This is a genomic window from Rhodococcus sp. BL-253-APC-6A1W, from assembly GCF_012843405.1.
Classification (GTDB): Bacteria; Actinomycetota; Actinomycetes; order Mycobacteriales; family Mycobacteriaceae; genus Rhodococcus.
On record NZ_JABAFB010000004.1, the window covers coordinates 157,623 to 183,577 of the forward strand.

Genomic DNA, 25,955 nt, shown 5'->3' on the forward strand with positions numbered 1-25,955 from the left:
CGAGACTTCTCACACTCTCTCCGGTTTCTCGCGGTTTCTCGACACACCGGCGCGGGGAACACCTGCTGGGGCCGCGCTGCGGCAGACTGGATGCGGCACGGTCGCAGCGGCCGGGTGAAGCGAGTGATTGGGGTAGAACGTGTACCGGGTATTCGAGGCACTCGACGAACTGGTCGCGATCGTCGAAGAGGCGCGCAGCGTCCCGATGACCGCGAGCTGTGTGGTTCCCCGCGGTGACGTACTCGAGCTTCTCGACGATGTCCGCGACGCACTGCCGCCCGAACTCGACGACGCACAGGACGTCCTCGACCATCGCGACAAGCTGATCGACGACGCGCGTGCGCAAGCCGACAAGACCGTCGGAGACGCCGACGAGGAGGCCCGCGCGCTCCTCGAGAACGCGCGCGCCGACGCCGACCGGATGCTCGCGGACGCGAAGGCGCAGGCCGATCGCATGGTCGGGGAGGCGCGTGCGCACGCCGACGAACTGGTGCAGGACGCGCGGGTCGAAGCGGACGATCTCATCACCGACGGCAAGCAGCAGTACGAACTTCTCACCGGCAGGGCACGCGCCGACGCCGAACGTCTGGCCGAGGCCGGGCAGGCCTCGTACGAGCGGTCGGTGGCCGACGGTGAGGCGGAGAAGGCACGCTTGGTGTCGCAGACCGAAGTGGTGCAGGCCGCGCACGCGGAGTCGGCCCGGGTCATCGACTCCGCCCACGCCGAGTCGGACCGGTTGCGCACCGAATGCGACGAATACATCGACAGCAAGCTCGCGGAGTTCGAGGAACTCCTCGGAGGCACGCTGCGGTCGGTAGGCCGCGGACGTCAGCAGTTGCGTACCTCCGGCGTTCCCGACTACGCGGAAGCCGATCATCGCGCTGTACGCCGGCGCTGACCGACGTAGCGAGCCGGAGTATCCGACGGTTTCCTGCCGGGGGCGTGATCGCGTATTATAGAACGGTTGCCCAATCACTTGGCAGTGCCGTCTATCCGAAAGTGAGTTTTCGTGTCCTCCCGCCATACCAACGCGTCTCGTCGCGATCGAGAGGGCGGTCTGGTTCTGGATACGCTCTCCCTGGGCAGGCGCCCCGGCTCCATGCGTACGGTAGAGCGCGTCGTTCCGTCTCCCTCTCGGATCGGGCTCGATCTGATCGCGATCGAGCCAGGAACCGATATCGCACTCGATCTTCGGATGGAGGCGGTGTCCGAAGGTGTTCTGGTCACGGGTACAGTTCGATCCGAGGCTGTCGGTGAGTGCTCGCGTTGCCTCGAGCAGTTCACCGAACCTGTCGATCTGTTTCTCACCGAGTTGTTCGCCTACCCGAACAGCGTCACGGATCAGACTTCCGCCGAAGATGAGGTCTACCGGGTCGAAGACGACCTGATCGACCTCGAACCCGTCCTCGTCGATGCCGTGGGCCTGGAGCTTCCGCTCCAGCCGCTGTGCAGCGACGACTGTGCGGGCTTGTGTCCCGAATGCGGCATTCGCCTGGCGATTGCGGAATCCGGGCACGGGCATGAGATAATGGATCCTCGCTGGGCTGGGTTGGCAGCCAAGTTCGGTGCAGGCTCCGAAAAATCCAGCAGTGAAATCGTCAGCATGAACAACGAGGAGAAGTAGACGTGGCCGTCCCCAAGCGCAGAATGTCGCGTTCCAATACCCGGTCGCGGCGCAGCCAGTGGAACACCACTGCGCCGACGCTCGTTACCTGCCCGAACCGTGGCTGCGGCGAGAAGAAGCTGCCCCACGTGGCGTGCCCGTCGTGCGGTACGTACAACGGCCGTCAGGTGACCGCGCCCGTCTAGTAACGGTATTCACGTGACGAGCAAGTCGACCAATACACCACCCGTGGGCGACGAGGAGCAGTACACACCTCTCCTCGTCGCCCTCGGCGTGACTTTGGAACCCGAATTATTGATCCTGGCGTTGACGCACCGCTCGTACGCGTACGAGAACGGCGGTCTTCCCACCAACGAACGTCTCGAGTTTCTCGGCGACGCGGTCCTCGGACTCGCCGTCACGGAAAAGCTCTATCTGACCCACCCGGACAAGTCCGAGGGTGAGCTCGCGAAGATCCGTGCGAGCGTCGTCAACATGCACGCTCTCGCGGAGGTCGCGCGCAAGCTCGGCCCCGGCGGACTCGGCGCACACCTGCTTCTCGGTAAGGGTGAAGAACTCACCGGAGGCAAGGACAAGGCCAGCATTCTCGCCGACGGCATGGAATCCCTGCTCGGCGCCGTGCATCTGCAGCACGGCATCGACGTGGCCCGCGAGGTGGTACTGCGTCTGTTCAGTGATCTCCTCGAGCGCGGCCCGCGCCTGGGCGCCGGTCTCGACTGGAAGACGAGCCTGCAGGAACTCACTGCGGAGCGGGGCCTCGGTGTTCCGGTGTACGAGATCACCGCGACCGGGCCCGATCACGACAAGGAATTCACCGCCACCGCGATCATCGGCGGTACTCCACTCGGTGTCGGCATAGGCCGGACCAAGAAGGAAGCAGAGCAGAAGGCGGCAGCCACGGCGTGGCAGGCGCTCTCCGATCAGTCCGCCGGCGAGACCGCAGAGACGGACGCTTCTTCCGAGGACGCCTGAGCACGTGCCCGAACTCCCCGAGGTGGAAGTGGTCCGTCGGGGTCTCGAGGCGCACATCCTCGGCGCGACCATCGAGTCCGTTCAGGTTCTGCATCCGCGCGCGGTGCGCCGGCACGAACCGGGACCGCGTGATCTCGCGCTGCAACTGACCGGGCAGCACATCACCGCAGCGGAGCGGCGCGGCAAGTACATGTGGCTCGTGCTCGAGCCCGGTGACATGGCACTCGTCGTACACCTCGGGATGAGCGGTCAGATGCTCGTGCAACCCCCGACGGTGCCCCAGGAGAAGCATTTACGCATCCGGGCTGTCCTCGACAACGGGGCAGAACTGCGCTTCGTCGACCAGCGGACGTTCGGGGGATGGGCGCTCGCGCCGCTCCTCGACGTCGACGGAGCACGCCTCCCGCTGCCGGTCACGCACATCGCGCGCGACCCCAGGGATCCGCGGTTCGACCCTGATGCGGTCGTAAAGGTGTTGCGCGGCAAGCACACCGAGATCAAACGAGCACTCCTCGATCAAACGGTGGTGTCCGGCATCGGGAACATCTACGCCGACGAAGCGCTGTGGCGCGCCAAGATCCACGGCAACCGCCTCACCGACAGCCTGTCCGGACCGAAACTGAAAGCGGTCCTCGCGGCGGCGCGAGAGGTGATGGGGGAGGCGCTCGACCAGGGCGGCACCTCGTTCGATGCGCTGTACGTCAACGTGAACGGTGAATCGGGCTACTTCGAGCGGTCGCTCAACGTGTACGGCCAGGAGAACCTGCCGTGCAGGCGGTGCGGGGCTCCCATCCGGCGTGAGAAGTTCATGAACCGCTCCTCCTACAGTTGCCCCAAGTGCCAGCCGCGGCCGCGCGCCGGGCGGTGAGCGGATCCGAGGTCCTGCGTGCGGCCCGTGTCGGACGCGCATGGCAGGATTCTCCGTATGGCTGACCCGACTCCTGATACCGCGCCCACCGAGTTGTGGGTGGAGCGCACCGGCACCCGTCGCTACACCGGCCGCAGTTCACGCGGCGCCGAAGTGGCCATCGGTTCCGAGGGCGTCGAAGGGGTGTTCACCCCCGGAGAACTGCTCAAGATCGCACTCGCCGCATGCTCGGGGATGAGTTCGGACTTTCCGCTCTCCCGCAGGCTCGGCGACGATTACGACGCCACCATCCGCGTCGCGGGTGCCGCCGATCGTGAGAACGAGGTCTACCCGCACCTGGCCGAGAACCTCGAGGTCGACATGTCCGAACTCGACGCCGATGCGCAGCAACGCCTCATCGCACTCGTCGAGCGTTCCATCGCCAAGGTGTGCACGGTGGGACGCACTCTCGAGCGCGGCACCCAGGTGACGCTGACCATCACCCCGGACGCGTAGGGACATCGTGACCGAGACACCGCAGCGCCTGACCGCGTGGGTGCACGGACGCGTGCAAGGCGTCGGATTCCGCTGGTGGACGCGGGCGCGCGCACTCGAACTCGGTCTGGTCGGTCACGCCACCAACCACCCCGACGGGCGGGTCCTCGTCATCGCCGAGGGTCCGCTCGCCGACCTGGAACGGCTCCTCGACCTGCTCCGCTCGCCGGGGACGCCGGGCGAGGTCCGGCTCGTCGTCGAGAGCTGGGAACCTGCGCGGGGCGGGCTGACCGGGTTCGTCGAGCGCTGAGTCGCCGGTAAGGTTCTCTCCCATGCACTTGAAGAGTCTGACGCTGAAGGGCTTCAAGTCTTTCGCGTCGTCGACGACTCTGCGCTTCGAGCCCGGTATCACCTGCGTCGTCGGACCGAACGGCTCCGGCAAATCCAACGTCGTCGATGCCCTCACCTGGGTCATGGGGGAGCAGGGCGCCAAAGCGCTGCGCGGCGGCAAGATGCAGGACGTCATCTTCGCGGGCACCGCGGGCAGGCAGGCACTCGGCCGCGCCGAAGTGACCCTCACGATCGACAACGCCGACGGCGCACTGCCCATCGAATACTCCGAAGTCTCCATCACCCGGCGCATGTTCCGCGACGGCGCCGGCGAATACGAGATCAACGGCAGTTCGTGCCGGCTCATGGACGTGCAGGAACTGCTCTCCGACTCCGGCATCGGCCGTGAGATGCACGTCATCGTCGGCCAGGGACGCCTCGCCGCGATCCTCGAGTCGCGCCCGGAAGATCGCCGCGCCTTCATCGAAGAGGCTGCCGGGGTTCTCAAACACCGCCGCCGCAAGGAAAAGGCCGTCCGCAAGCTCGATTCGATGCAGGCCAACCTCGCCCGGCTCACCGACCTCACCGCGGAACTGCGCCGCCAGCTCAAGCCGCTGGGCCGGCAGGCGGAGGTCGCGCGCCGTGCACAGAGCATCCAGGCCGACCTGCGCGACGCGCGGCTGCGGCTCGCCGCCGACGACCTCGTCACCCGCCGCGCCGAACTCGCCGGTCAGGACGAGCAGGAACGCACCATCCGGGAGCGCCTCGACCACATCCTGTCCGCGCTCGACGACGCCAACATCGAACTCGCCCACTTCGAGCAGTCGCTCGCCCAGCTCACCCCGGGCGCCGAGGCCGCGTCGCAGGCCTGGTTCCGGCTGTCGGCGCTCGCCGAACGGGTGTCGGCGACAGTGCGGGTCGCGCAGGAGCGCGCCCGCCACCTGCACAGTGAACCCGAGGACCGCTCCGGGCAGGACCCCGACGAGATGGAGGCCCGCGCCGACCGGATCGCCGCCGAGGAAGCCGAACTCGTCGAAGCCGTCGAGATCGCGCACGGAACGCTCGAGGCCGCACGGGAACAACTCGCCGCGCAGGAAGAACTCGCAGTTGCCGCCGAACGGGCACACATGGCGGCGGTGCGTGCCATCGCCGACCGACGCGAGGGGCTCGCACGCCTCGCCGGGCAGGTCGACACGTTCCGCACCCGCGCCGACTCCGTCGACTCGGAGATCGCGCGCCTGACCGTCGCGATCGAAGAAGCGCGCCTGCGCGGCGTCGAGGCCCAGGCGGAGTTCGAAACCGCGCAACGCAGCATCGCCGACCTCGACGCCGGGGAGATCGACGCGGACGCGCAACACGAACGGGCGGTCGCTGCGCAGCGCCTCGCCGACGCGCGGGTCACCGAACTGCAGGAAGCCGAACGTGCGGCCGGCAAGGAGGTGGCCTCGCTCGAGGCCCGCATCGACGCACTGTCGATGGGACTCGAACGTAAGGACGGCGCTGCCTGGTTGCTCGGCAACGACACCGGAGGAGCACTGCTCGGATCCCTCGCCGAGCGCTTGCGGGTGACACCCGGGTACGAGGCCACGGTCGCGGCCGCGCTCGGACCCGCCGCCGATGCCCTCGCGGTGGCGTCGGTGCGGTCCGCGAACGACGCGGTGGCAGCCCTCGCGGCAGCCGACCAAGGGCGGGTCGCGTTCGTCGCCGCCGACGCGTCCGGCCCCGGCGACGCGGGCGATCCACCGAGCGGTGCGCGCTGGGTCCGGGACGTCGTCGACTGCCCCCCGGACCTACGTGGAGCGCTCGACGCACTGCTTGCCCGCACCGTCGTCGTCGACGATCTCGACGCGGCGGCACACGTGTGTGCCCAGCGCCCCGACCTGCGTGCGGTGACCCGTGGGGGAGATCTCGCCGGTTCCGGCTGGGTGATCGGCGGATCGGATCGTGCACCGAGCACCCTCGAGATCCAGGCCGCGATCGATACGTCGCGCGACGGTCTCGACCGCGCGGTCCGGCGGTCCGAAGAACTCGCGGCGGCGCTCGCCGGCGCGCTCACCGAACAGAAGGATCGCGCCGAGCACGTCGAGCAGACCCTCGCCGCTCTCAACGAGTCGGATGCCGCGATGTCGGCGGTGTACGAGCAGCTGGGGCGGCTCGGGCAGGTGGCGCGAAACGCCCACGCCGAATCGGAACGGCTCGCCGCTCAGCGTTCGGCGGCAGAGAAGGAACGCGACACCGCGCGGGAGAAGCTCGTCGAGCTCGAAGAGCGGCTGCGGCTCGCAGAAGACGAACAGTCCGGCACCGGAGACGGCAGCGGCACCGACTCGACCGCGGCCGAGCGTGAGATGACCGCTGCGGCCCTCGCCGAAGTGCGCGCAGTCGAGGTCGAAGCCAGGCTCGCGGCCCGTACGGCCGAGGAACGCGCGGAATCCCTTCGCGGAAAAGCTGATTCTCTTCGTCGCGCCGCCCAGGCCGAGCGGGAGGCCCGCGCCCGCGCAGAGCGTGCCCGCCGCAGCCGGCGACAGGCCGCTGCGGTCGCCGCGGCGGTCGCGGAAGCAGGAGGCCGGGTCTCTGCGCATCTCGAGACGGTGGTCGCAGAGGCACTCGCCCACCGCGAGGAACTCACGCGCCTGCGCACCGAATGCACCGAGAAACTGGAACACGCGCGTGCACTCGTGCGGGAACTCACCACGCAGCGCGACCAGCTCACCGACTCCGTTCACCGCGACGAGGTGGCCCGTGCTCAGGCGGCGCTGCGAATCGAGCAGCTCGAGCAGACGATTCTCGAGCAGTACGGCATCGCGCTCGACGATCTGGTCTCGGAATACGGACCCGATGTGCCGCTGCCTCCGAGCGACGTCGAGATCGCGGAGTACGAGCAAGCTCGTGAGCGGGGGGAGCAGGTGGTCGCGCCTCAACCCATGCCCTACGACCGGACGACCCAGGAGCGGCGAGCCAAGCGCGCCGAGAAGGATCTCACCACGCTGGGCAAGGTCAATCCCCTCGCACTCGAAGAGTTCGCAGCCCTCGAAGAGCGGTACAACTTCCTGGCCACGCAGCTCGAGGACGTCAAGAATGCCCGCAAGGACCTCCTGGCCGTCGTCGACGAAGTGGACGCCCGGATCCTGCAGATCTTCACCGAGGCGTGGGTCGACGTCGAACGCGAGTTCGAGCAGGTGTTCGCGAAGCTGTTTCCCGGCGGTGAAGGCCGGCTGGTGCTCACCGAGCCCGGCAACATGCTCACCACAGGCATCGAGGTCGAGGCCCGGCCCCCGGGCAAGAAGGTCAAGCGGTTGTCGTTGCTGTCCGGTGGCGAGAAGTCGCTGACCGCAGTGGCGATGCTCGTCGCGATCTTCCGGGCCCGGCCGTCCCCGTTCTACGTCATGGACGAGGTCGAGGCCGCACTGGACGACACCAATCTCCGGCGGTTGATCGGACTGTTCGAGCAGTTGCGGGAAAAATCCCAGCTCATCGTGATCACGCACCAGAAGGCCACGATGGAAGTGGCCGACGCGCTCTACGGGGTCAGCATGCGCGGCGACGGCATCACCCGTGTCATCTCCCAGCGCATGCGCGGCCAGAACGTCCCGACACCCGTCCCCGGGCCGGAGGAAGAGGCGCAAGCCTGACAGTATGGGGGCGTGAGTACCGGAGCTTGGATAATCATCGCGGCCGCCCTGGCGGTTGTTCTCGTTGCGCTCGTCGTCGGTCTGACGCTGTACCGGCGCCGACAGGTGTCGCTCCAGGTGAAGGACACGCCTGAGCTCGACGCCGCCGACACCAAGGACCGCTCCGGCGGTTACACGGCGCAGAGCGGGTTCAGTTTCACCCAGGGGCCCACCGCCACGGCGCCGCCGCAGCCTGTCGAGCGGCCGGTGCCCGACAAGGCGCCCGCACCGCCCACGGTGCCGTTGCCGGAGGAGGTCACGGAGGCTCCGGCGCCGCCGACCACGCCGACCCCGCCGAAAACCGGTCCGGCCGAGCCCGCAGCAGCTCCCGAGACCGCTCCCGCACCTGAGACCGCTCCTGAGACCGCTCCCGAGACCGCTCCTGCACCCGAGACGGCGCCGGAGACCGTCGAACCCGAGGCAGTTCCCGAGACCACGGAGCCCGTCGAGCCCGTCGTCGTGACGCAGCCGACGACCGAGACGACCGTCGAGACGGACTTGGCGCCGGCACCGGTCGAGCCTGCCGCACCGGCCGCGCCCGACCTGGACGAGATCGACCCCACAGCCGGCCGGCTCGTGCGCCTGCGCGGGCGCCTCGCCCGCTCGCAGTCCGCGGTCGGCAAGAGCCTGCTCGGGCTGCTCGGCGGCGGCGACCTCGACGAGGACTCGTGGGAGGAGATCGAGGACACGCTGCTCGTCGCAGACCTCGGTGCCGCGACCACGACCAAGATCGTCGATCGTCTGCGTGAACAGATCGCACTGAACACGGTCCGTACCGAGGCGGAGGCGCGCGCCCTGCTCCGCAGCGTCCTCGTCGACGAGTTGCGACCCGAACTCGACCGTTCGATCCGCGCATTGCCGCACAAGGACCATCCGGCCGTGCTGCTCGTGGTGGGCGTCAACGGCACCGGAAAGACGACCACCACCGGCAAGCTCGCCCGCGTGCTCGTCGCCGACGGCCGCCGGGTGCTTCTCGGCGCCGCAGACACCTTCCGTGCCGCTGCGGCAGATCAGTTGCAGACCTGGGCGGAACGCGTGGGCGCCGAAGTGGTGCGCGGCAAGGATTCCGCCGACCCTGCCGCTGTCGCATTCGATGCGGTGGCGAAGGGGATCGAGAACGGTGTCGACGCGGTCCTGATCGACACCGCGGGGCGCCTGCACACCAAGATCGGCTTGATGGACGAACTCGGCAAGGTCAAGCGCGTCGTGGAGAAGAAGGCCGCGGTCGACGAGGTACTGCTCGTGCTCGACGCGACCATCGGCCAGAACGGTCTCATGCAGGCCCGGGTGTTCGCCGACGTCGTCGACATCACCGGTGTCGTCCTCACCAAGCTCGACGGCACCGCCAAGGGTGGCATCGTGTTCCAGGTTCAGCACGAGCTCGGTGTGCCGGTCAAGCTCGTCGGTCTCGGAGAGGGCGCGGACGACCTTGCGCCGTTCGAGCCGGAGGCATTCGTGGACGCTCTGCTCGGCTGACGGTCCCGCTGCGACACGCTCGATGTGGCCGCTTCCCTCGACAGAGGGGAGCGGCCACTCGCATGTCGGGCCTCGCATGAATCGGGCGAAATCGGCGAATACGCCGTGCGCGCGCCGTTGTTCTCCACAGGCGAAACACAGACGAAACACAGTCCGGTTCGTCGTTCACACCTCCGAAACAGTGCGGCGCTTCCGATGAAACATGACGCCGCCAAGCTTTCCCTCGATGACGACGCGCCGTCCGGCGCGACCAACAGGGAGGTTGCAAGTGGAGGAAGTGGTGAACACCGGGGACGCAGCATGGATGCTGATGGCAGCGTCGCTCGTGCTGTTGATGACACCGGGCCTGGCGTTCTTCTACGGCGGAATGTCCCGGGCGAAATCCGTCCTGAACATGATGATGATGTCGTTCGGGGCGATGGCCGTGATCGGCGTCGTCTACGTCCTGTGGGGCTGGTCGATGTCCTACGGCTCGCAAGACATCGCCGGCATCTTCGCGAACCCGTTCCAGCACTTCGGTCTGCAGGGTGCGATCTACGACGAGAGCGGCGAGTTCCTGCCCGGTCTCGGAAACTACCCGCAGATCATCGACATCGGCTTCCAGGTGACCTTCGCGATCATCACCACCGCGCTGATCAGCGGTGCTCTGTCGGAGCGCGTCAAGTTCGGAACCTGGATGGCGTTCGCGGCGATCTGGGTCACCTGCGCCTACTTCCCGCTCGCCCACATGGTGTGGGGTGGCGGCCTGCTCTCCGGTTCGGAAGACGGACTCGCGGCCAAGCTGTTCGGCACGTCGGACGACGGTGAAGGTGGGCTCGTTGCCACGGTCTCGCCGATCGACTTCGCCGGTGGCACCGTGGTCCACATCAACGCCGGTGTCGCAGCCCTCGTGCTGGCGCTGGTGGTCGGCAAGCGCGCCGGCTTCGGACGCACCGCGTTCCGCCCGCACAACCTCCCGTTCGTCATGCTCGGCGCCGCCCTGCTGTGGTTCGGCTGGTTCGGCTTCAACGCCGGTTCGGCATTCGCCGCAGACGGAACCGCGGGTCTCGCCTGGGTCAACACCACCACCGCCACCGCCGCCGCGATCCTCGGCTGGCTCCTCACCGAACGACTGCGTGACGGCAAGGCCACCAGCCTCGGTGCCGCGTCGGGTGCCGTCGCCGGCCTGGTCGCCATCACTCCGGCAGCCGGCTCGCTGAGCCCGGTCGGCTCGATCGCCCTCGGTGTCATCGCCGGTGTGCTGTCCGCCCTGGCCGTCGGCCTGAAGTACAAGTTCGGCTACGACGACTCGCTCGACGTCGTCGGCGTGCACCTCGTCTCCGGCCTGTGGGGCACCGTCGCCATCGGGTTCCTGGGAACCGAGACCGGCCTGTTCTACGGCGGCGACTACAAGCAGCTCGTGGTCCAGATCGTCATCGCGGTCGTCGCCCTGGTGTTCACCGGTGTCGTCACGCTCGTGATCGCATACGCCCTCAAGCCGCTCGGCTGGCGTGTGACGGACGAGGAAGAAGCCCGCGGAATCGACGAAGCCGAGCATGCGGAATCCGCATACGACTTCGCCACCGCGTTGAAGTGAACGACTTCTCCAACGCACCGAAGTGATAAGAAGACCAAGACAGCGGGCAGTGATCGCAGTAGCCAGTGGGCACTGGGAAGGATGAGGATATGAAGCTGATCACGGCAATCATCAAGCCGTTCACGCTCGAGGATGTCAAAGCGGGTCTCGAACAGGCGGGCGTGCTCGGCATGACCGTCAGCGAGGTGCAGGGCTACGGGCGCCAGAAGGGTCACACCGAGGTGTACCGCGGCGCCGAGTACTCCGTCGATTTCGTGCCCAAGGTGCGCGTCGAGGTCGTCGTGGACGACTCGGCGGTCGAGAAGGTCGTCGAGACCATCGTCGAGGCTTCCCGCACCGGCAAGATCGGCGACGGCAAGGTGTGGATCACCCCCGTCGAGTCGGTGGTCCGAGTTCGTACCGGAGAACGAGGAACGGATGCACTCTGACCCCCACGGGTCCGGAACTCGAGGCCCTGGCCCCGCCGCTTCGGCGGCGGGACCGGGGCCCTCGGTGTCTTCGGGCCACCACACCGCACACTCCGGAGCGGCCGACCTCGCCGCCGCCCGCGATGCCCTCCTGGCCGGCACCTCCCGAAACCGGCGCCTCGATACGCCCGCACTCCGGCACGCACTGGTCGACCTGCACGAATTCTGGTTGACCACGAAGGGTGCCGAGCTCGGCATCAAGCACGACTGTGGATTCGCGATCGTCGCGGTGGGTGGTCTGGGCCGTCGCGAGATGCTGCCGTACTCGGATCTGGACCTGATCCTCCTTCACGACGACATGGACAGCGCCGTGGTGTCCCAGGTCGCCGACAAGCTCTGGTACCCGCTGTGGGACGCCCACATCAAACTCGACCACAGTGTGCGCACGGTCCCGCAGGCGCTGCAGGTGTTCTCCTCGGACCTCACGGCGGCGCTGGGGATGCTCGAAGCCCGGCACATCGCCGGTGACGTGGAGCTGAGCAACCTGCTGATCGGCGGGGTGCGGCGCCAGTGGCGTACCGGGATCCGCTCCCGCTTCGACGAACTGCTCGAGATGACAGAGACCCGATGGCGGCGCAGCGGGCAGATCGCGCACCGCGCCGAACCCGACCTCAAGAGCGGCCGCGGAGGGCTGCGGGACGTACAGCTGCTCAATGCCCTGTCCGTCGCGCAGCTCACCGACGGCATGCCGGGACTCGGTCCGGACGTGCCCGGTGGCGGTCTCGCCGCCGCGCACCGCCGGCTCCTCGACGTGCGTACCGAACTCCACCGCGTCGCGGCACGCGGCCGCGACCAGCTCCGTGCGCAGGACGCCGACGAGATCGGGGCGGCGCTCCGCATCGGCGACCGCTTCGACCTCGCGCGCGTGCTCACCGAATCCGCGCGCACCGTGAGCTATTCGGTGGACGTCGGGCTCCGGACCGCCGCGAACTCGCTTCCACGCAAGGGCCTGTCGAGGTTGCGGCGCGGACCGGTGCGCAGGCCACTCGACGAGGGCGTCGTCGAGCACGGGGGAGAGGTCGCTCTCGCGCGGGACGCACATCCGCGTCGCGACCCGGGACTGATCACGCGGGTCGCTGCCGCCGCAGCGCAGTCCGGCCTGCCGATCTCCGCGGCCACCCTGACCAGGCTCGCGGACAACGCACCCGAACTCCGGGAACCGTGGCCGCGGGAAGCGCTCAACGACCTGCTCGTGCTGCTCGGTTCCGGGCGACGCGCAGTGGACGTGATCGAGTCGCTCGACCGGACGGGCCTGTGGGGCCGACTGCTCCCCGAATGGGGCGCGGTGCGCGACCTGCCGCCGCGCGACGCGATCCACACGTGGACCGTCGACCGGCACCTCATCGAAACCGCGGTGTATGCGAGCGAACTGACGACGCGCGTCGCACGTCCCGACCTGCTCGTGCTCGGCGCACTCCTGCACGACATCGGCAAGGGAAGGGGCGGAGACCACAGCGTCGTCGGGGCCGAACTGGCCCAGCAGATCGGCAGGCGCATGGGACTGTGGCCGTCGGATCTCGGCATGCTCACCGCGATGGTGCGCCACCATCTGCTGCTGCCGCACACCGCGACCCGGCGCGACCTCGACGACCCCGAGACGGTGGCGTCGGTGGTCGAGGCGCTCGACGGTGACCCCGTCCTGCTCGAACTGCTCCACGCGCTCGCCGAAGCCGATTCACAGGCCACCGGACCCGGGGTGTGGGGTGACTGGAAGGCGTCGCTGATGCGGGAACTGGTGCGGCGGTGCCGCATGATGATGGCCGGTGAGGAGCTTCCCGTTCCCGACCCCATCGATCCGGAACTGGCGGCGCTGGCCGCGGAGGGCGCCACGCATGTCGCGCTCGATCCCCGCGAGGACGGCCGCAGCTACTCGGCCACCTTCATCGCTCCCGACGAACGAGGCGTGTTGTCGGACGAGGCGGGTGTCCTTGCCCTGCACGGGCTCCGGGTGCTGTCCGCGTCGATCGGCAGTCATGCCGGCAGCACGGTCAACACCTTCGTGGTGGTGCCCCGATTCGGTGCACCACCGGAGGCGAGCCTGCTCCGGCAGGAACTCGGCCGAGCTCGATCCGGAGACCTGGACCTGCTCTCCGAACTCGACGCGAAAGACCGCGCCGCGCGGGAAGGCCGGACTCCGGAGCGGGCCGAGCACGCCGTGCCCGGCATGTACGCGCAGGCGCCACCGCGCCTGATCTGGTTCGACGCGTCCGAGCCCGGGCAGGTGGTTCTCGAACTGCGCGCGGAGGACCGCCTCGGACTGTTGTGCAGGCTGGCCGATGTGTTCGAACGGGTCGGCGCCGACGTGCGCTGGGCGCGGGTGACCACGCTCGGCACGACCGTGGTCGACGCCTTCGGAGTGGACCTGACCGGGCTCGACACACGAGCGTCGCGTGAGCGCCTCGAGCGTGAGCTCCTCGCCGTCCTGCCTACCGCCGAGCCGAAGAAGCCCGCAACGGAGTCCTGAACGACCGTGATCCTGCCGGCTGGGTGGCCGCACTCGATGCTTGTGGATCGGGAGCGGCTACCCTGGTTCGCAGAATTGTCCGCATCTTCGTCATAGCCCAGGAGCGCATTCGGTGTTCGAATCCCTTTCCGACAGGTTGACAGGGGTCCTGAAGGACCTGCGGGGCAAGGGACGCCTGTCCGACGCAGACATCGACGCCACGTGCCGCGAGATCCGCCTCGCGCTTCTCGAGGCCGACGTCGCCCTTCCCGTTGTGCGCGAGTTCATCAAGAAGATCAAGGAACGCGCCAAGGGTGCCGAGGTGCACGGCGCGCTCAACCCGGCGCAGCAGGTCGTCAAGATCGTCAACGAGGAACTCGTCACGATCCTCGGCGGTGAGACGCGCCGGCTGCGCTTCGCGAAGACCCCTCCGACGGTCATCATGCTCGCCGGTCTGCAGGGTGCCGGTAAGACGACCCTCGCCGGCAAGCTGGCGAAGTGGCTGAAGGATCAGGGCCACACGCCACTGCTCGTCGCGTGCGACCTGCAGCGGCCCGGTGCCGTGACGCAGCTTCAGGTGGTCGGTGAACGCGCCGGGGTCTCGGTGTTCGCGCCCCACCCGGGAACGTCCATCGGCGGCGGCGAGAACGCTCTGGGCATCACGGCGGCAGACCCCGTCGCGGTGGCCGAGCAGGGCATCGCCGAGGCGAAGAGCAAGCAGTACGACGTCGTGATCGTCGACACCGCCGGTCGTCTCGGCATCGACGAGGAACTGATGGCTCAGGCCGCCGGGATCCGCGATGCGGTGAATCCCGACGAGGTGCTGTTCGTCCTCGACGCGATGATCGGCCAGGATGCCGTCAGCACCGCCGAGGCCTTCCGTGCCGGCGTCGGATTCAGTGGCGTCGTGCTGACCAAGCTGGACGGCGATGCCCGCGGTGGCGCCGCCCTGAGCGTCCGCGAACTGACCGGTCAGCCGATCATGTTCGCATCGACCGGTGAGAAGCTCGAAGACTTCGACGTCTTCCACCCCGAGCGCATGGCGAGCCGGATCCTCGGCATGGGCGACGTGCTCACCCTCATCGAGCAGGCCGAGCAGGTCTTCGACGCCGAGCAGGCCGAAGCCACCGCCAACCGGATCGGTTCGGGAGAACTCACCCTCGAGGACTTCCTCGACCAGATGATGGCCGTCCGCAAGATGGGGCCGATCGCAAACCTCCTGGGCATGCTGCCCGGCGCGGGCCAGATGAAGGACGCGCTGGCCAACGTCGACGAGAAGCAGCTCGACCGCATCCAGGCGATCATCCGCGGCATGACCCCGGCCGAGCGGGCGAACCCGAAGATCATCAACGGTTCGCGTCGTCTCCGTATCGCCAACGGTTCCGGCGTGAAGGTCTCCGACGTCAACCAGCTCGTCGACCGCTTCTTCGAAGCCCGCAAGATGATGACGGCGATGGCCGGCCAGATGGGCATGGGCTCTCGCAAGAACCAGCGGTCCAAGAAGGGCAAGAAGGGCAAGAAGGGCGGCCGCGGGCCCACTCCGCCGAAGGTGCGGGGCGGCTTGCCCGGCGGCTTCCCGGGCCTGCCCGGTGGACTTCCGGGTGGCATGCCGGATCTGTCGAAGATGCCGAAGGGTCTCGACGAGTTGCCGCCCGGCCTCGAGGGATTCGACCTCTCGCAGTTCAAGCTGCCGAAGAAGTAGCGACCGGTGGCAGGGGGGACCGCCGAGGCATTCGCGGTTCGGGGAAAGACGCTCGACGGTGAGCCCGTCGAACTGTGGGTCGGCTCGGACGGCATGTTCGCGTCCGAGCCGATTCCCGGCGCCGAGGTTGCGTCGACCGGCGGGTGGATCCTGCCCGGTCTCGTCGATGCCCACTGCCATGTCGGAATCCGCTACGGCGGCGGCATCGAAGACGCTGCCGGGGCCCTCGCGCAAGCGATCGTCGAGCGGGACGCGGGCGTCCTGTTGCTCCGCGACGCCGGGTCTCCCGCCGACACGCGCAGCTTCGACGACGATCCGGCCCTGCCGCGCATCGTCCGCGCCGGCCGTCACATCGCACTCCCGAAGCGGTATATCCGGGGTCTGCCGGTCGAACTGGACGACGAATCGCAACTTCCCGCGGAGGTGGTGAGGCAGGCGCGCGCCGGCGACGGCTGGGTCAAACTGATCGGCGACTGGATCGACCGGGGGAGCGGCGACCTGGCGCCGTTGTGGAGCGATGCCATCCTCGTCGAGGCGATCGCCGCGGCACACCGCGAGGGCGCCCGCGTCACCGCGCACGTGTTCGGTGAAGACGCGTTGCCGGGTCTGCTCGCCGCGGGGATCGACTGCATCGAGCACGGCACCGGCCTGACCGACGAGACGATCGCGACCATGGCGGCAGCGGGCACCGCGCTCGTCCCGACGCTGGTCAACATCGACAACTTCCCCGAAATCGCCGATTCCGCAACGCGTTTCCCAGTGTATGCCGCGCATATGCGGGATTTGCACGCCCGCGTCGCCGACACGATCGGCGCGGCCCACGACGCCGGGGTCCCCATCTATGCCGGCACGGACGCCGGTGGGCACGTCCGGCACGGCCGGATCGCGGACGAGATCGCCGCACTCGCCCGCGTGGGTCTCGGCCCGACCGAAGCGTTCGACGCGGCCGGGTCGGCGGCCCGGACGTGGCTCGGCCACCCCAGCCTCGAGCCGGGCACTCCGGCCGACTTCATCGTCTACACCGAGGACCCGCGCCGGGACCCCGCGGCAGCACGTCCGGATCTCGTCGTCCTCCGCGGTGCGGTCGTCACGCGGAGTGCGTCACTCGCGTGACCTCCGGTTTCGTCCTGGCTCGGCGATCTGGCAGAATGGACCGCTGTCGTCGCATCCGGTTACGTACCGCGCGGCGGTCACAGGTTAGAGGCAAAACCGGGCGTGCCAAAAGGGTGCGCCGTCCGAATTGCACGTGACATGCGCCTTGTGCGCTTCGAAGGAGAACTCAGCCATGGCTGTGAAGATCAAGCTCACCCGTCTCGGCAAGATTCGCAACCCGCAGTACCGCGTGGTCATCGCGGACTCGCGTACCCGTCGCAACGGCCGGGCGATCGAGACGATCGGCAAGTACCACCCCAAGGAAGAGCCGTCGCTGATCCAGATCGATTCGGAGCGCGCGCAGTACTGGCTGAGCGTCGGCGCACAGCCGACCGAGCCCGTCCTCAACCTTCTGAAGATCACCGGTGACTGGCAGAAGTTCAAGGGCCTGCCGGGCACCGAGGGCACCCTGAAGACCGCAGAGCCCAAGCCGTCCAAGCTCGAGCTGTTCCAGGCCGCTCTCGCGCAGGCCGAGAACGAGCCGGCCGCCGCAGCGACCACCCCGAAGAAGAAGAAGGCTGCCAAGGAAGAGGCCACCGAGGCCGAGTCCACCGAGGCCGCCGAGTAATGAGCACCGTGGTCGCCGACGCCGTCGAGCATCTTGTTCGTGGAATCGTCGCCAACCCCGATGACGTCCGCGTCGACCTGATCACAGGCCGACGGGGACGCACCGTCGAGGTTCACGTCAACCCCGACGATCTCGGCAAGGTGATCGGTCGTGGTGGGCGTACCGCCACCGCGCTGCGGACCCTCGTCACCGGCATCGGTGGCCGGGGCATTCGCGTCGACGTCGTCGACACCGACCGATAGGCGCATGCAGGTGGAGCTCGTGGTAGGCCGGGTGGCGAAGTCGCACGGCATCAAGGGTGAGGTGGTCGTCGAGGTTCGCACCGACGAACCCGAGGAGCGCTTTGCTGTGGGTGCGGTCCTGCGTGGCCGCAAACCCCGCGAGAAGAACCTGCAGGACTACACGGTAGAAGCCGCCCGGGAGCATTCCGGGCGGCTTCTGCTGCGCTTGACCGGGGTTGACGATCGCAGCACGGCGGACGCGCTGCGCGGAACCCTGTTCGTCGTCGACAGCGACGACCTGGGGCCGTCCGACGATCCCGACGAATTCTACGATCACGAACTCGAAGGGCTGTCGGTGCGCATCGTCGCCGGCCGTCCCGACGGCGGCACCGTGGTGGGCACCGTGCGCGAGGTGCTGCACACGGCCGCCGGTGAACTGCTCTCGCTCCGTCCCGTCGACGACGAGCGCGCGGAACTGCTGATCCCGTTCGTCACCGACATCGTGCCGACCGTGTCTCTCGCGGACGGTGTCATCGAGATCGATCCGCCCGAAGGTCTGCTCGACCCCGACTTCGGGGAGCCGCCTTCGAAGGCGTCACAGCGGAACAGCAAGGGAGACAGGTAGTTCCGTGCGACTCGATGTCGTCACCATCTTTCCCGAATATCTCGCACCGATGCGTGCAGCGCTCCTCGGCAAGGCCATCGACAAAGGCCTGATCTCCGTGGACATCCACAATCTCCGCGACTGGACGCACGACGTCCACAAGGCCGTCGACGACTCGCCGTACGGCGGGGGTCCCGGAATGGTCATGAAACCCACCGTCTGGGGGCCTGCCCTCGACGACGTGCTCGCCGGCCCCGACGGCGACACCGACCCCGACGTCCTGCTCGTCGTCCCCACCCCCGCGGGGCGGCCGTTCGACCAGGCCACCGCCCAGCGCTGGTCGCAGGAGAAGCGCATCGTCTTCGCGTGCGGCAGGTACGAAGGCATCGACCAACGTGTCTTCGACGACGCGGCCCGCCGCGTGCGCGTCGAGGAAGTGAGCATCGGGGACTACGTACTGATCGGCGGGGAAGTCGCGGTACTCGTCATGGTCGAGGCCGTCGTCAGGTTGCTCCCCGGCGTCCTCGGCAATCAGCAGTCGCACCAGGAAGATTCCTTCTCCGACGGACTCCTCGAGGGACCGAGCTATACGCGGCCCGCCAGTTGGCGTGGACTGGACGTACCGGCGGTGCTCCTCTCGGGCGACCACGCGAAGGTCGCCGCCTGGCGCCGGGAGCAATCGCTCGCCCGCACCCGGGAACGCCGGCCCGACCTGCTGCCCGACGAGAACTGACCGCCCTGCGCGCTGCCGCTCAGCGATCGGCGCTGCTGCCCAGTGCCGTCTCCACCGCCATCGACACCGTCTCGCGCGCATGCCGGGCGCTGCCGTCGTAGGTCACGTCGTAGAGCGCCGTATCCGGCAGGCTTCCCGTGCCGAACTCGGGATCGCCCTCCTCGTAGGTGACCTCTTCCTGCGACGTCACGGCCACGACATACCGTTGGTCGTCGCCGAAGAAACCGGTGGACAGGTGCACCCACTCGCCGTCGAGGCAGCACATCCATCCCTGCTTGACCCCGAGATCGGTCATGCCCGGCAGGCCTTCGGGCAGACCGAACGTCTGGTCGTACCCGTCCGATCCTGTGGGTGTGAAATCGGTCAGATATCCGATGATCCGGGCGCGCGCCTCTTCGTCGAGCCCGCCGCGACCACCGAGCACATCGTCATACCAGGTGAGCAGGTCCGACGCCGTGGTCGTCGTGTTCCACCACCACGGTGAGAACGGCGGCGTGGTCCCGGTGAGGTTGTGCCGCTCCGCAACCCGCAAGACCATCTCCGAACCACCGTGCTGCGCCCACAGCAGATTCGCGGCCGTGTCGTCGGACGACCGGAGCATGTTCTCGATGAGGTCGTAGTCGTCCTCGGTGAGTGTCACTTCGCCGGTCGACTCGCGGAACAGCAGGTCGTCGGCGAGAAACAGTTTCACCACCGATGCGGTTTCCACGGGCTCGTCCACGCCGCCCACCGTGCGTGCGCCGGTGCTGCGATCCAGCACGGCGATGGTCATCCGGGCACCCCGGCGTTCCGCGAGGGTCGCTGCCGCTTCGATGCGGTCGGCGACCGACTCCACGTCGAGTGAGGACGAGCCCATCTGCAAGGCGAGGTCCGCGAACCCGTCACCGTCGGTATCCGTGACACCCGGGTTCAGCGCGGCAAGCGCCGGCACGATCTCTTTCGACCCGTCGGACTGCGATCCACACGCCACTACCGTTGCTGCTGCGAGCAGCACCGTTGCGTACGACCGAGCACCGGTCCGGCGACCCCGATTCATCGTTTGCTCCTGTATGCCATTGTGCGGCGCGCAGCACCATGCGTCCACGCGTCCGTCGTCGACGCTCCGTCCGGAACCCGATGTGGCGCCCGGGGAGCTTCGCAAGGATAAATGTAGGGTCGATCGTCGTGACAACCGAACCCGACACCGTGATCCGGCGAATCGCCGACGAACTCGACGTCCGCGAACACCAGGTGGCTGCGGCGGTGGGATTGCTCGACGGCGGCGCGACCGTTCCGTTCGTCGCGCGCTACCGCAAGGAAGCGACCGGCGGACTCGACGATGCCCAGCTCCGCACCCTCGAAGAGCGACTGCGGTACCTGCGTGAACTCGACGAGCGCCGCACTGCGATCCTCGAATCGATCGAGGCCCAAGGCAAACTCGACGACGACCTGCGCGCCCAGATCCGCCTCGCGGACACCAAGGCCAGGCTCGAGGACATCTACCTGCCCTACAAGCCCAAGCGGCGCACGAAAGCGCAGATCGCGCGGGAAGCCGGCCACGAACCCGTCGCCGACGCCCTCTACTCGGACCCGAGCACCGATCCCGCCGGGTTCTCCGCAGAGCAACTCGACGGTGCACGTGCCATCCTCGTCGAGCGTTTCGCGGAGGACCCCGACCTCGTCGGTGAACTTCGCGAGGCGATGTGGAGCCGCGGTTGCATGAAAGCGGCCGTCCGCCCGGGCAAGGAGACCGACGGCGCGAAGTTCGCGGACTACTTCGAATTCTCCGAGCCGTTCACCCAGCTTCCGTCCCATCGCATCCTCGCGATGCTGCGTGGCGAAAAGGAAGAGGTGCTCTCCCTGACGCTCGTTCCCGATGCCGACGAGCCCGAGCCGGGGGAGCCGTCGTACTTCGAGGGCCGCATCGCCGCACGTTTCGGTATCGCCGACCGCGGCCGGGCCGCCGACCGCTGGTTGCTCGACACCGTGCGCTGGGCGTGGCGGACCCGCCTGCAGGTCTCGCTCGGTGTCGACCTCCGGATGCGGCTCAAGCAGTCCGCGGAGAAGGATGCCGTCGACGTCTTCGCGGCAAACCTCAAGGATCTTCTGCTCGCCGCACCCGCCGGGTCCCGTCCCACCATGGGCCTGGACCCCGGCTTCCGCACCGGCACCAAGGTCGCAGTGGTCGACGCCACCGGCAAGGTCGTCGACCATGCCACGATCTACCCGCACCAGCCCCACAACAAGCGGGACCAGTCGCTGGCGACCCTCGCCCAACTCGTCGCGAGGCACGGCGTCGAACTGATCGCCATCGGTAACGGCACGGCGTCGCGGGAGACCGACGCGCTCGCCACCGAACTGATCGCGAAGCTCGGCACGCCCGGTCTCACGAAGATCGTGGTGTCCGAGGCCGGGGCCTCGGTGTACTCGGCCTCGGCGTACGCCTCACAGGAACTGCCCGACCTCGACGTGTCGATCCGCGGCGCGGTATCGATCGCCCGGCGCCTGCAGGATCCGCTCGCCGAACTGGTCAAGATCGATCCCAAGTCCATCGGCGTGGGGCAGTACCAGCACGACGTCTCGGAGACGATGCTCGCCCGGTCGCTCGGAGCGGTCGTCGAAGATGCGGTGAACGCGGTGGGGGTCGATGTCAACACTGCGTCGGTGCCGCTGCTCTCGCGCGTCTCGGGTGTCACGTCGTCGCTCGCCGAGAGCATCGTGGCGCACCGCGACCAGAACGGTCCCTTCCCCAGCCGCCGGGCGCTCAAGGACGTCGCGCGGCTCGGTCCCAAGGCGTTCGAGCAGTGCGCCGGATTCCTCCGCATCCCCAACGGTGAGGATCCGCTCGACGCGTCCGCCGTGCACCCCGAGGCCTACCCCGTGGTGCGACGGATCGCCGAACGCAGCGGGACGGCCGTGCGCGAACTGCTGGGCAACACCGCAACGCTCCGTACGGTGCGTCCCGACGACTTCGTCGACGACAAGTTCGGGCTGCCGACGGTCACCGACATCATCGGGGAACTCGAAAAGCCCGGACGCGACCCCCGCCCGGAGTTCAAGACCGCTACCTTCGCGGTGGGCGTCGAGAAGGTGGGCGACCTGAAGCCCGGGATGGTGCTCGAAGGTGTCGTCACCAACGTCGCCGCATTCGGTGCGTTCGTCGACGTCGGAGTGCACCAGGACGGTCTGGTGCATGTGTCGGCGATGTCGCGCAGCTTCGTCAAGGATCCGCACGACGTCGTCAAGTCCGGTGAAGTGGTCAAGGTGAAGGTCCTCGAGGTCGACGTGCCGAGACAGCGCATCGCGCTGACCCTCCGCCTCGACGACGAGCTGCCCTCGACCACGCCCGATGCGTCCGACGGGCGTCCGTCCCGGGGCGGTGCACGCCGCGGGGGACCGGCCGGCGGCCAGAGCCGGGGCAGCACTCAGGGCCGGGGCGACAGCCAGACGCGGGGCAACGGACAGGGCGGCCGGAACCGCGACGGGCAGTCGGGCCGGCGCACCGAAGCTCCGGCCGCCGGGTCCATGGCCGAGGCGCTGCGACGAGCCGGATTCGGGAAGTAGTTCGTATCCCGGTGCGGGGTCGCGTTGTTCCGCGGCGTGGCCCCGCACCTGCGATGCTGAGTTGTATGGAGTGGCTGCCGGTCGTGCGATGACCGGAATGATCGACTGGTTCCGCAGAGAAATCGTCGAGCAGGGGCGATTTCCGCTGCTGTGCTTCCTCATCGGTTTCGTGGTGGCCTTCTTGTTCATCCGGATGAGCGTGCGCATGATCCGCGCGAACGTGCGGTGGTGGCCCGGCAACATCAGTCCCGGCGGACACCATGTGCACCATGTGGTGTTCGGCGTGGTGACCATGGTGATCGCCGGTGGTGGCCTGATCGGCTTCTACGAGGACGGCAGCCTGGCGGCCGGGGTCGTGTTCGCGACGCTGTTCGGGATCGGCGCCGCGTTGACCCTGGACGAGTTCGCGCTGATCTTCTACCTCAACGACGTCTATTGGGACGAAGAAGGCCGCGTCTCGGTCGACGCGGTGTTCGTCGCGGTCGCCGTGACGGGCATGTTGCTCGTCGGGCTCCGGCCGCTGGACCTCGGGGACGCCGGCAATTTCGAGGACACCGGCGACCTGGTCAGCCGCGGCCTGCTGGTGGTGGGTGCGGTGATCGACCTGCTGCTGGCGATGGTCGTCCTGTCCAAGGGGAAGATCTGGACGGGGCTGGTGGGCTTGTTCTTCGCTCCGCTGCTGTGGGTCGGTGCGCTCCGGTTGTCGCGTCCGGCGGCACCGTGGGCACGGGCGCGGTACGCACCCGACTCGCGCAAGATGGCTCGGTCGCTCGCCCGGGAGCGGAAAGTACGTCGCCCCGTCGTCCGGGCGAAGGTCGTCGTGCAGAACCTCGTGGCGGGGGCTCCGACACTCGAGACGGTGCGCGGGAGCGTGGAGAATTCGAAGGTCGTGGCCGAGGAGGTCCTCGACCGGGAGGTGCATCCCGCGCTGCCACCGCCGTCGATTTCGCCTCCAGCGGCGTCGTCTGGCACAATTGACGGGTTGCCCCGTTAGGGCACGCCTACCTGACCTGGGTATGAACCGGTCGAGCCCGCCTCACGGTGGTCGCCGCCAGGTTCCTCTGCTCGAGCGAAAAAGAGGATGTAACCGATGAACACCCTGGACTTTCTGGACGCAAAGTCGCTGCGCGACGACATCCCGGACTTCCGTCCCGGCGACACGCTCGACGTGCACGTCAAGGTTATCGAGGGCTCCAAGGAGCGCGTGCAGGTCTTCAAGGGCGTCGTGATCCGGCGTCAGGGCGGCGGCGTCCGCGAGACCTTCACCGTGCGCAAGGTGTCGTTCGGCGTCGGTGTCGAGCGCACCTTCCCGGTCCACAGCCCCAACATTGCGAAGATCGACGTCCTCACCCGCGGTGACGTGCGTCGCGCCAAGCTGTACTACCTGCGCGACCTGCGCGGCAAGGCTGCGAAGATCAAGGAAAAGCGCTGATCTCCACGCGCTGAACCACGAGTTCGACAACCCGGTACGGACATTCGTCCGTGCCGGGTTGTTGCCGTTCGGAGAGCGTGGTGGCAGACGCTAGGCTGTCGTCGTGGCAGATTCCCCGCACGATCCGGCCGGTCCGGGTGCGCACCGTTACAGCGACGACGCCGTCGCCCGCAACCACCGAACCTCCGGTGCACACCACCGGCGCGACGACGCCGATCCGGGCGGTGGATTCTCCCGCAAGGACGACAACACGGACACGAAGAAGGAGAAGTCCTTCTGGCGCGAACTCCCGATTCTCATCGTGGTGGCGCTGGCACTGAGTTTCCTGCTCCAGACATTCGTCGCCCGCGTCTACCTCATCCCGTCCGAGTCGATGGAGCCCACGCTCCACGGATGCCCGGGGTGTACCGGAGACCGGATCGTCGTCGAGAAGATCAGCTACCGCTTCACCGATCCCCGGCCCGGCGACGTCATCGTGTTCAAGGGACCCGACTCGTGGTCGGCGGGATACACCTCGACTCGCTCCGACAATGTCGTTCTGCGCGGCCTCCAGGAGGTCGGCTCGCTGATCGGTGTCGTGCCGCCCGACGAGAACGACCTCGTCAAGCGCGTCATCGCGGTCGGGGGTCAGACGATCGAGTGCTGTGACGACCAGGGCCGCGTCCTCGTCGACGGCAAACCGCTCGACGAGCCCTATGTGCAGATGGACTACCCGTTCACGCCCGGTGTGGTCGACTGCGACACCGACGTACCGTCCGGCCGGTGCTTCGGCCCGATCACCGTCCCCGAGGACGCGGTATGGGTCATGGGCGACAACCGCAGCAACTCCGCGGACTCGCGGTATCACGTCGGCGACGAATACCAGGGTGCCGTTCCCCTGGACAACGTGATCGGCAAGGCCCAGTTCATCGTGCTGCCCCCCGGACGGTGGGGTCTGATCGATTCTCCGGAGATAATCCCCTCGTGACCGTTCTGGACAATTGGCCCCCTCGTCCGGTGATCCGCAGGTCCGCGGGCCTGCGGACGATGGAATCCGCCCTCGTCCGGTGCGGACTCGGTCCCGTGGCCGGAGTCGACGAGGCCGGGCGAGGTCCGTGCGCCGGCCCGCTGGTCATCGCGGCCTGCATCCTCGGCCCGAAGCCGCACCCGTCGCTCGATCGGCTCGACGACTCGAAGAAGCTCACCGAGAAGACTCGCGAAGAGTTGTACGCGGTCATCACGCGCAGGGCACTCGCGTGGAATGTGATCGAGGTACCGGCCGCGGAGATCGACGCGATCGGTATCCACGTGGCCAACATCGAAGGCATGCGACGCGCCGTCGCAGGCCTGTCCCTCGCACCCGGCTATGTGCTCACCGACGGATTCCGGGTGCCCGGTCTGCCGGTTCCGTCGCTTCCGGTCATCGGCGGAGACGGCGCGGCCGCCTGTATCGCGGCCGCCAGTATTCTCGCCAAGGTCACGCGAGATCGGATCATGGTGGACCTCGATCGCGAGATACCGGGGTACGGTTTCGCGGTACACAAGGGCTACAACACACCCGCCCACATCGCGGCGCTGCGAGAACGCGGCCCGTGCCACGAGCATCGACGGTCGTGGGCAAACGTCGCGGCGGTGTCCGGCGACACCCCGTTCCGGCGGCGATTGTTCATCGACGAGGCAGATGCGGGATGATGACAGGACACACCGGACTGGGAGGACACCGAAAGCGATGAGTGCCGAGGATCTCGAAAAGTACGAAACCGAGATGGAGCTCTCGCTGTACCGGGAGTACCGGGACATCGTCGGTCAGTTCGCGTACGTCGTGGAGACCGAACGACGGTTCTATCTCGCCAACGCGGTCGAGTTGCTCCCGCACAACGCGAGCGGAGAGGTGTACTTCGAGGTACGCATGTCCGACGCCTGGGTTTGGGACATGTACCGCCCCGCGCGGTTCGTCAAGCACGTCCGGGTGATCACCTTCAAGGACGTCAACATCGAAGAACTCGACAAGCCCGAGTTGAGGTTGCCCGACAAGCTGGGATAGCCGACCCGAGGGCGTTGTCCACAACGCCCGCCCTCATCCACAGATCACGCCTCGGGGCCCTTGTTTCCGTTGCCTCGCG

The 25,955-nt window shown here is 67.9% G+C and carries 25 protein-coding genes; 24 read left to right on the forward strand and 1 reads right to left on the reverse strand.

Features of this window, described 5'->3' with window-relative positions; translation table 11 throughout:
* Positions 1-139 precede the first annotated feature (139 nt).
* From HF877_RS07345 to trmD, 18 genes are all read left to right on the forward strand, one after another.
* Entirely contained in the window at positions 140-898 is a 759-nt protein-coding gene (locus HF877_RS07345) for a DivIVA domain-containing protein (RefSeq protein ID WP_169620523.1), read from the forward strand.
* 111 nt (positions 899-1,009) lie between these two features.
* Positions 1,010-1,624, forward strand: a complete 615-nt coding sequence (locus HF877_RS07350; RefSeq protein ID WP_169620524.1) for a DUF177 domain-containing protein — start codon at positions 1,010-1,012, stop codon at positions 1,622-1,624.
* Positions 1,625-1,626: 2 nt separating this feature from the next.
* On the forward strand, positions 1,627-1,809 hold the full coding sequence (gene rpmF / locus HF877_RS07355; RefSeq protein ID WP_006551208.1) for a 50S ribosomal protein L32: 183 nt from the start codon (positions 1,627-1,629) through the stop codon (positions 1,807-1,809).
* Positions 1,810-1,822: 13 nt separating this feature from the next.
* Positions 1,823-2,596 carry a ribonuclease III gene (gene rnc / locus HF877_RS07360; RefSeq protein ID WP_169620525.1) on the forward strand — a complete coding sequence of 258 codons (774 nt, stop codon included), beginning with the start codon at positions 1,823-1,825 and terminating at the stop codon, positions 2,594-2,596.
* A 4-nt stretch (positions 2,597-2,600) separates the two neighbouring features.
* Complete coding sequence (mutM, locus tag HF877_RS07365) at positions 2,601-3,464, forward strand: bifunctional DNA-formamidopyrimidine glycosylase/DNA-(apurinic or apyrimidinic site) lyase (protein WP_169620526.1); 864 nt, start codon at positions 2,601-2,603, stop codon at positions 3,462-3,464.
* Positions 3,465-3,521: 57 nt separating this feature from the next.
* The gene (locus HF877_RS07370) at positions 3,522-3,959 is read left to right on the forward strand and encodes an OsmC family protein (RefSeq protein ID WP_169620527.1); all 438 of its coding nucleotides are present in this window, start codon (positions 3,522-3,524) and stop codon (positions 3,957-3,959) included.
* Positions 3,960-3,966: 7 nt separating this feature from the next.
* On the forward strand, positions 3,967-4,248 hold the full coding sequence (locus HF877_RS07375; RefSeq protein ID WP_169620528.1) for an acylphosphatase: 282 nt from the start codon (positions 3,967-3,969) through the stop codon (positions 4,246-4,248).
* A gap of 22 nt (positions 4,249-4,270) precedes the next feature.
* Complete coding sequence (smc, locus tag HF877_RS07380) at positions 4,271-7,897, forward strand: chromosome segregation protein SMC (protein ID WP_169620529.1); 3,627 nt, start codon at positions 4,271-4,273, stop codon at positions 7,895-7,897.
* 12 nt (positions 7,898-7,909) lie between these two features.
* Complete coding sequence (gene ftsY, locus HF877_RS07385; protein ID WP_169620530.1) at positions 7,910-9,412, forward strand: signal recognition particle-docking protein FtsY; 1,503 nt, start codon at positions 7,910-7,912, stop codon at positions 9,410-9,412.
* A gap of 268 nt (positions 9,413-9,680) precedes the next feature.
* Positions 9,681-10,988, forward strand: a complete 1,308-nt coding sequence (locus tag HF877_RS07390) for an ammonium transporter (RefSeq protein WP_169620531.1) — start codon at positions 9,681-9,683, stop codon at positions 10,986-10,988.
* An 89-nt stretch (positions 10,989-11,077) separates the two neighbouring features.
* A complete protein-coding gene (locus HF877_RS07395) occupies positions 11,078-11,416 on the forward strand; it encodes a P-II family nitrogen regulator (protein WP_169620532.1) in 339 nt (112 codons plus the stop codon).
* A complete protein-coding gene (locus HF877_RS07400; protein ID WP_169620533.1) occupies positions 11,406-13,919 on the forward strand; it encodes a [protein-PII] uridylyltransferase in 2,514 nt (837 codons plus the stop codon). The genes HF877_RS07395 and HF877_RS07400 overlap by 11 nt, the downstream gene beginning before the upstream one ends.
* Positions 13,920-14,031: 112 nt before the next feature.
* The gene (gene ffh / locus HF877_RS07405) at positions 14,032-15,600 is read left to right on the forward strand and encodes a signal recognition particle protein (RefSeq protein WP_169620534.1); all 1,569 of its coding nucleotides are present in this window, start codon (positions 14,032-14,034) and stop codon (positions 15,598-15,600) included.
* Between the two features lie 6 nt (positions 15,601-15,606).
* Positions 15,607-16,713, forward strand: a complete 1,107-nt coding sequence (locus HF877_RS07410) for an amidohydrolase family protein (RefSeq protein WP_169620535.1) — start codon at positions 15,607-15,609, stop codon at positions 16,711-16,713.
* Between the two features lie 172 nt (positions 16,714-16,885).
* Positions 16,886-17,320: a 30S ribosomal protein S16 gene (rpsP, locus tag HF877_RS07415; RefSeq protein WP_169620536.1), complete on the forward strand. Its 435-nt coding sequence runs from the start codon at positions 16,886-16,888 to the stop codon at positions 17,318-17,320.
* Positions 17,320-17,562: an RNA-binding protein gene (locus HF877_RS07420; RefSeq protein ID WP_072698641.1), complete on the forward strand. Its 243-nt coding sequence runs from the start codon at positions 17,320-17,322 to the stop codon at positions 17,560-17,562. Before rpsP ends, HF877_RS07420 begins: the two co-directional genes overlap by 1 nt.
* Before the next feature lie 10 nt (positions 17,563-17,572).
* Positions 17,573-18,166 carry a ribosome maturation factor RimM gene (gene rimM, locus HF877_RS07425; RefSeq protein WP_169620715.1) on the forward strand — a complete coding sequence of 198 codons (594 nt, stop codon included), beginning with the start codon at positions 17,573-17,575 and terminating at the stop codon, positions 18,164-18,166.
* Positions 18,167-18,170: 4 nt separating this feature from the next.
* Positions 18,171-18,878 (forward strand): tRNA (guanosine(37)-N1)-methyltransferase TrmD, encoded by a 708-nt coding sequence (gene trmD, locus HF877_RS07430; protein WP_169620537.1) that lies wholly within the window; start codon positions 18,171-18,173, stop codon positions 18,876-18,878.
* 19 nt (positions 18,879-18,897) lie between these two features.
* Here the strand turns inward: trmD and HF877_RS07435 are convergent, their stop codons facing one another.
* The gene (locus HF877_RS07435) at positions 18,898-19,914 is read right to left on the reverse strand and encodes a serine hydrolase (protein ID WP_169620538.1); all 1,017 of its coding nucleotides are present in this window, start codon (positions 19,912-19,914) and stop codon (positions 18,898-18,900) included.
* Between the two features lie 128 nt (positions 19,915-20,042).
* Between HF877_RS07435 and HF877_RS07440 the strand changes: the two genes are divergently transcribed.
* The 6 genes from HF877_RS07440 (at position 20,043) to HF877_RS07465 (ending at position 25,876) form a co-directional block, all read left to right on the forward strand.
* Entirely contained in the window at positions 20,043-22,421 is a 2,379-nt protein-coding gene (locus HF877_RS07440; RefSeq protein WP_169620539.1) for a Tex family protein, read from the forward strand.
* Positions 22,422-22,518: 97 nt separating this feature from the next.
* Positions 22,519-23,415, forward strand: a complete 897-nt coding sequence (locus HF877_RS07445; protein WP_206036818.1) for a hypothetical protein — start codon at positions 22,519-22,521, stop codon at positions 23,413-23,415.
* A 96-nt stretch (positions 23,416-23,511) separates the two neighbouring features.
* Positions 23,512-23,853, forward strand: a complete 342-nt coding sequence (gene rplS / locus HF877_RS07450; RefSeq protein ID WP_072698636.1) for a 50S ribosomal protein L19 — start codon at positions 23,512-23,514, stop codon at positions 23,851-23,853.
* Positions 23,854-23,956: 103 nt separating this feature from the next.
* Positions 23,957-24,820: a signal peptidase I gene (gene lepB, locus HF877_RS07455; protein ID WP_169620541.1), complete on the forward strand. Its 864-nt coding sequence runs from the start codon at positions 23,957-23,959 to the stop codon at positions 24,818-24,820.
* 5 nt (positions 24,821-24,825) lie between these two features.
* The gene (locus HF877_RS07460; RefSeq protein ID WP_169620716.1) at positions 24,826-25,524 is read left to right on the forward strand and encodes a ribonuclease HII; all 699 of its coding nucleotides are present in this window, start codon (positions 24,826-24,828) and stop codon (positions 25,522-25,524) included.
* 37 nt (positions 25,525-25,561) lie between these two features.
* Positions 25,562-25,876: a DUF2469 domain-containing protein gene (locus HF877_RS07465; protein WP_072698634.1), complete on the forward strand. Its 315-nt coding sequence runs from the start codon at positions 25,562-25,564 to the stop codon at positions 25,874-25,876.
* Positions 25,877-25,955: the final 79 nt, after the last annotated feature.

Bases quoted from the DNA above. Each gene is read 5' to 3' on its own strand.
- rplS (WP_072698636.1), top strand. From the start codon at position 23,512: ATGAACACCCTGGACTTTCTGGACGCAAAGTCGCTGCGCGACGACATC.
- HF877_RS07445 (WP_206036818.1), top strand. From the start codon at position 22,519: ATGATCGACTGGTTCCGCAGAGAAATCGTCGAGCAGGGGCGATTTCCG.
- HF877_RS07395 (WP_169620532.1), top strand. From the start codon at position 11,078: ATGAAGCTGATCACGGCAATCATCAAGCCGTTCACGCTCGAGGATGTC.
- HF877_RS07400 (WP_169620533.1), top strand. From the start codon at position 11,406: ATGCACTCTGACCCCCACGGGTCCGGAACTCGAGGCCCTGGCCCCGCC.
- HF877_RS07370 (WP_169620527.1), top strand. From the start codon at position 3,522: ATGGCTGACCCGACTCCTGATACCGCGCCCACCGAGTTGTGGGTGGAG.
- smc (WP_169620529.1), top strand. From the start codon at position 4,271: ATGCACTTGAAGAGTCTGACGCTGAAGGGCTTCAAGTCTTTCGCGTCG.
- HF877_RS07465 (WP_072698634.1), top strand. From the start codon at position 25,562: ATGAGTGCCGAGGATCTCGAAAAGTACGAAACCGAGATGGAGCTCTCG.
- rpsP (WP_169620536.1), top strand. From the start codon at position 16,886: ATGGCTGTGAAGATCAAGCTCACCCGTCTCGGCAAGATTCGCAACCCG.
- HF877_RS07435 (WP_169620538.1), bottom strand. From the start codon at position 19,914: ATGAATCGGGGTCGCCGGACCGGTGCTCGGTCGTACGCAACGGTGCTG.
- HF877_RS07420 (WP_072698641.1), top strand. From the start codon at position 17,320: ATGAGCACCGTGGTCGCCGACGCCGTCGAGCATCTTGTTCGTGGAATC.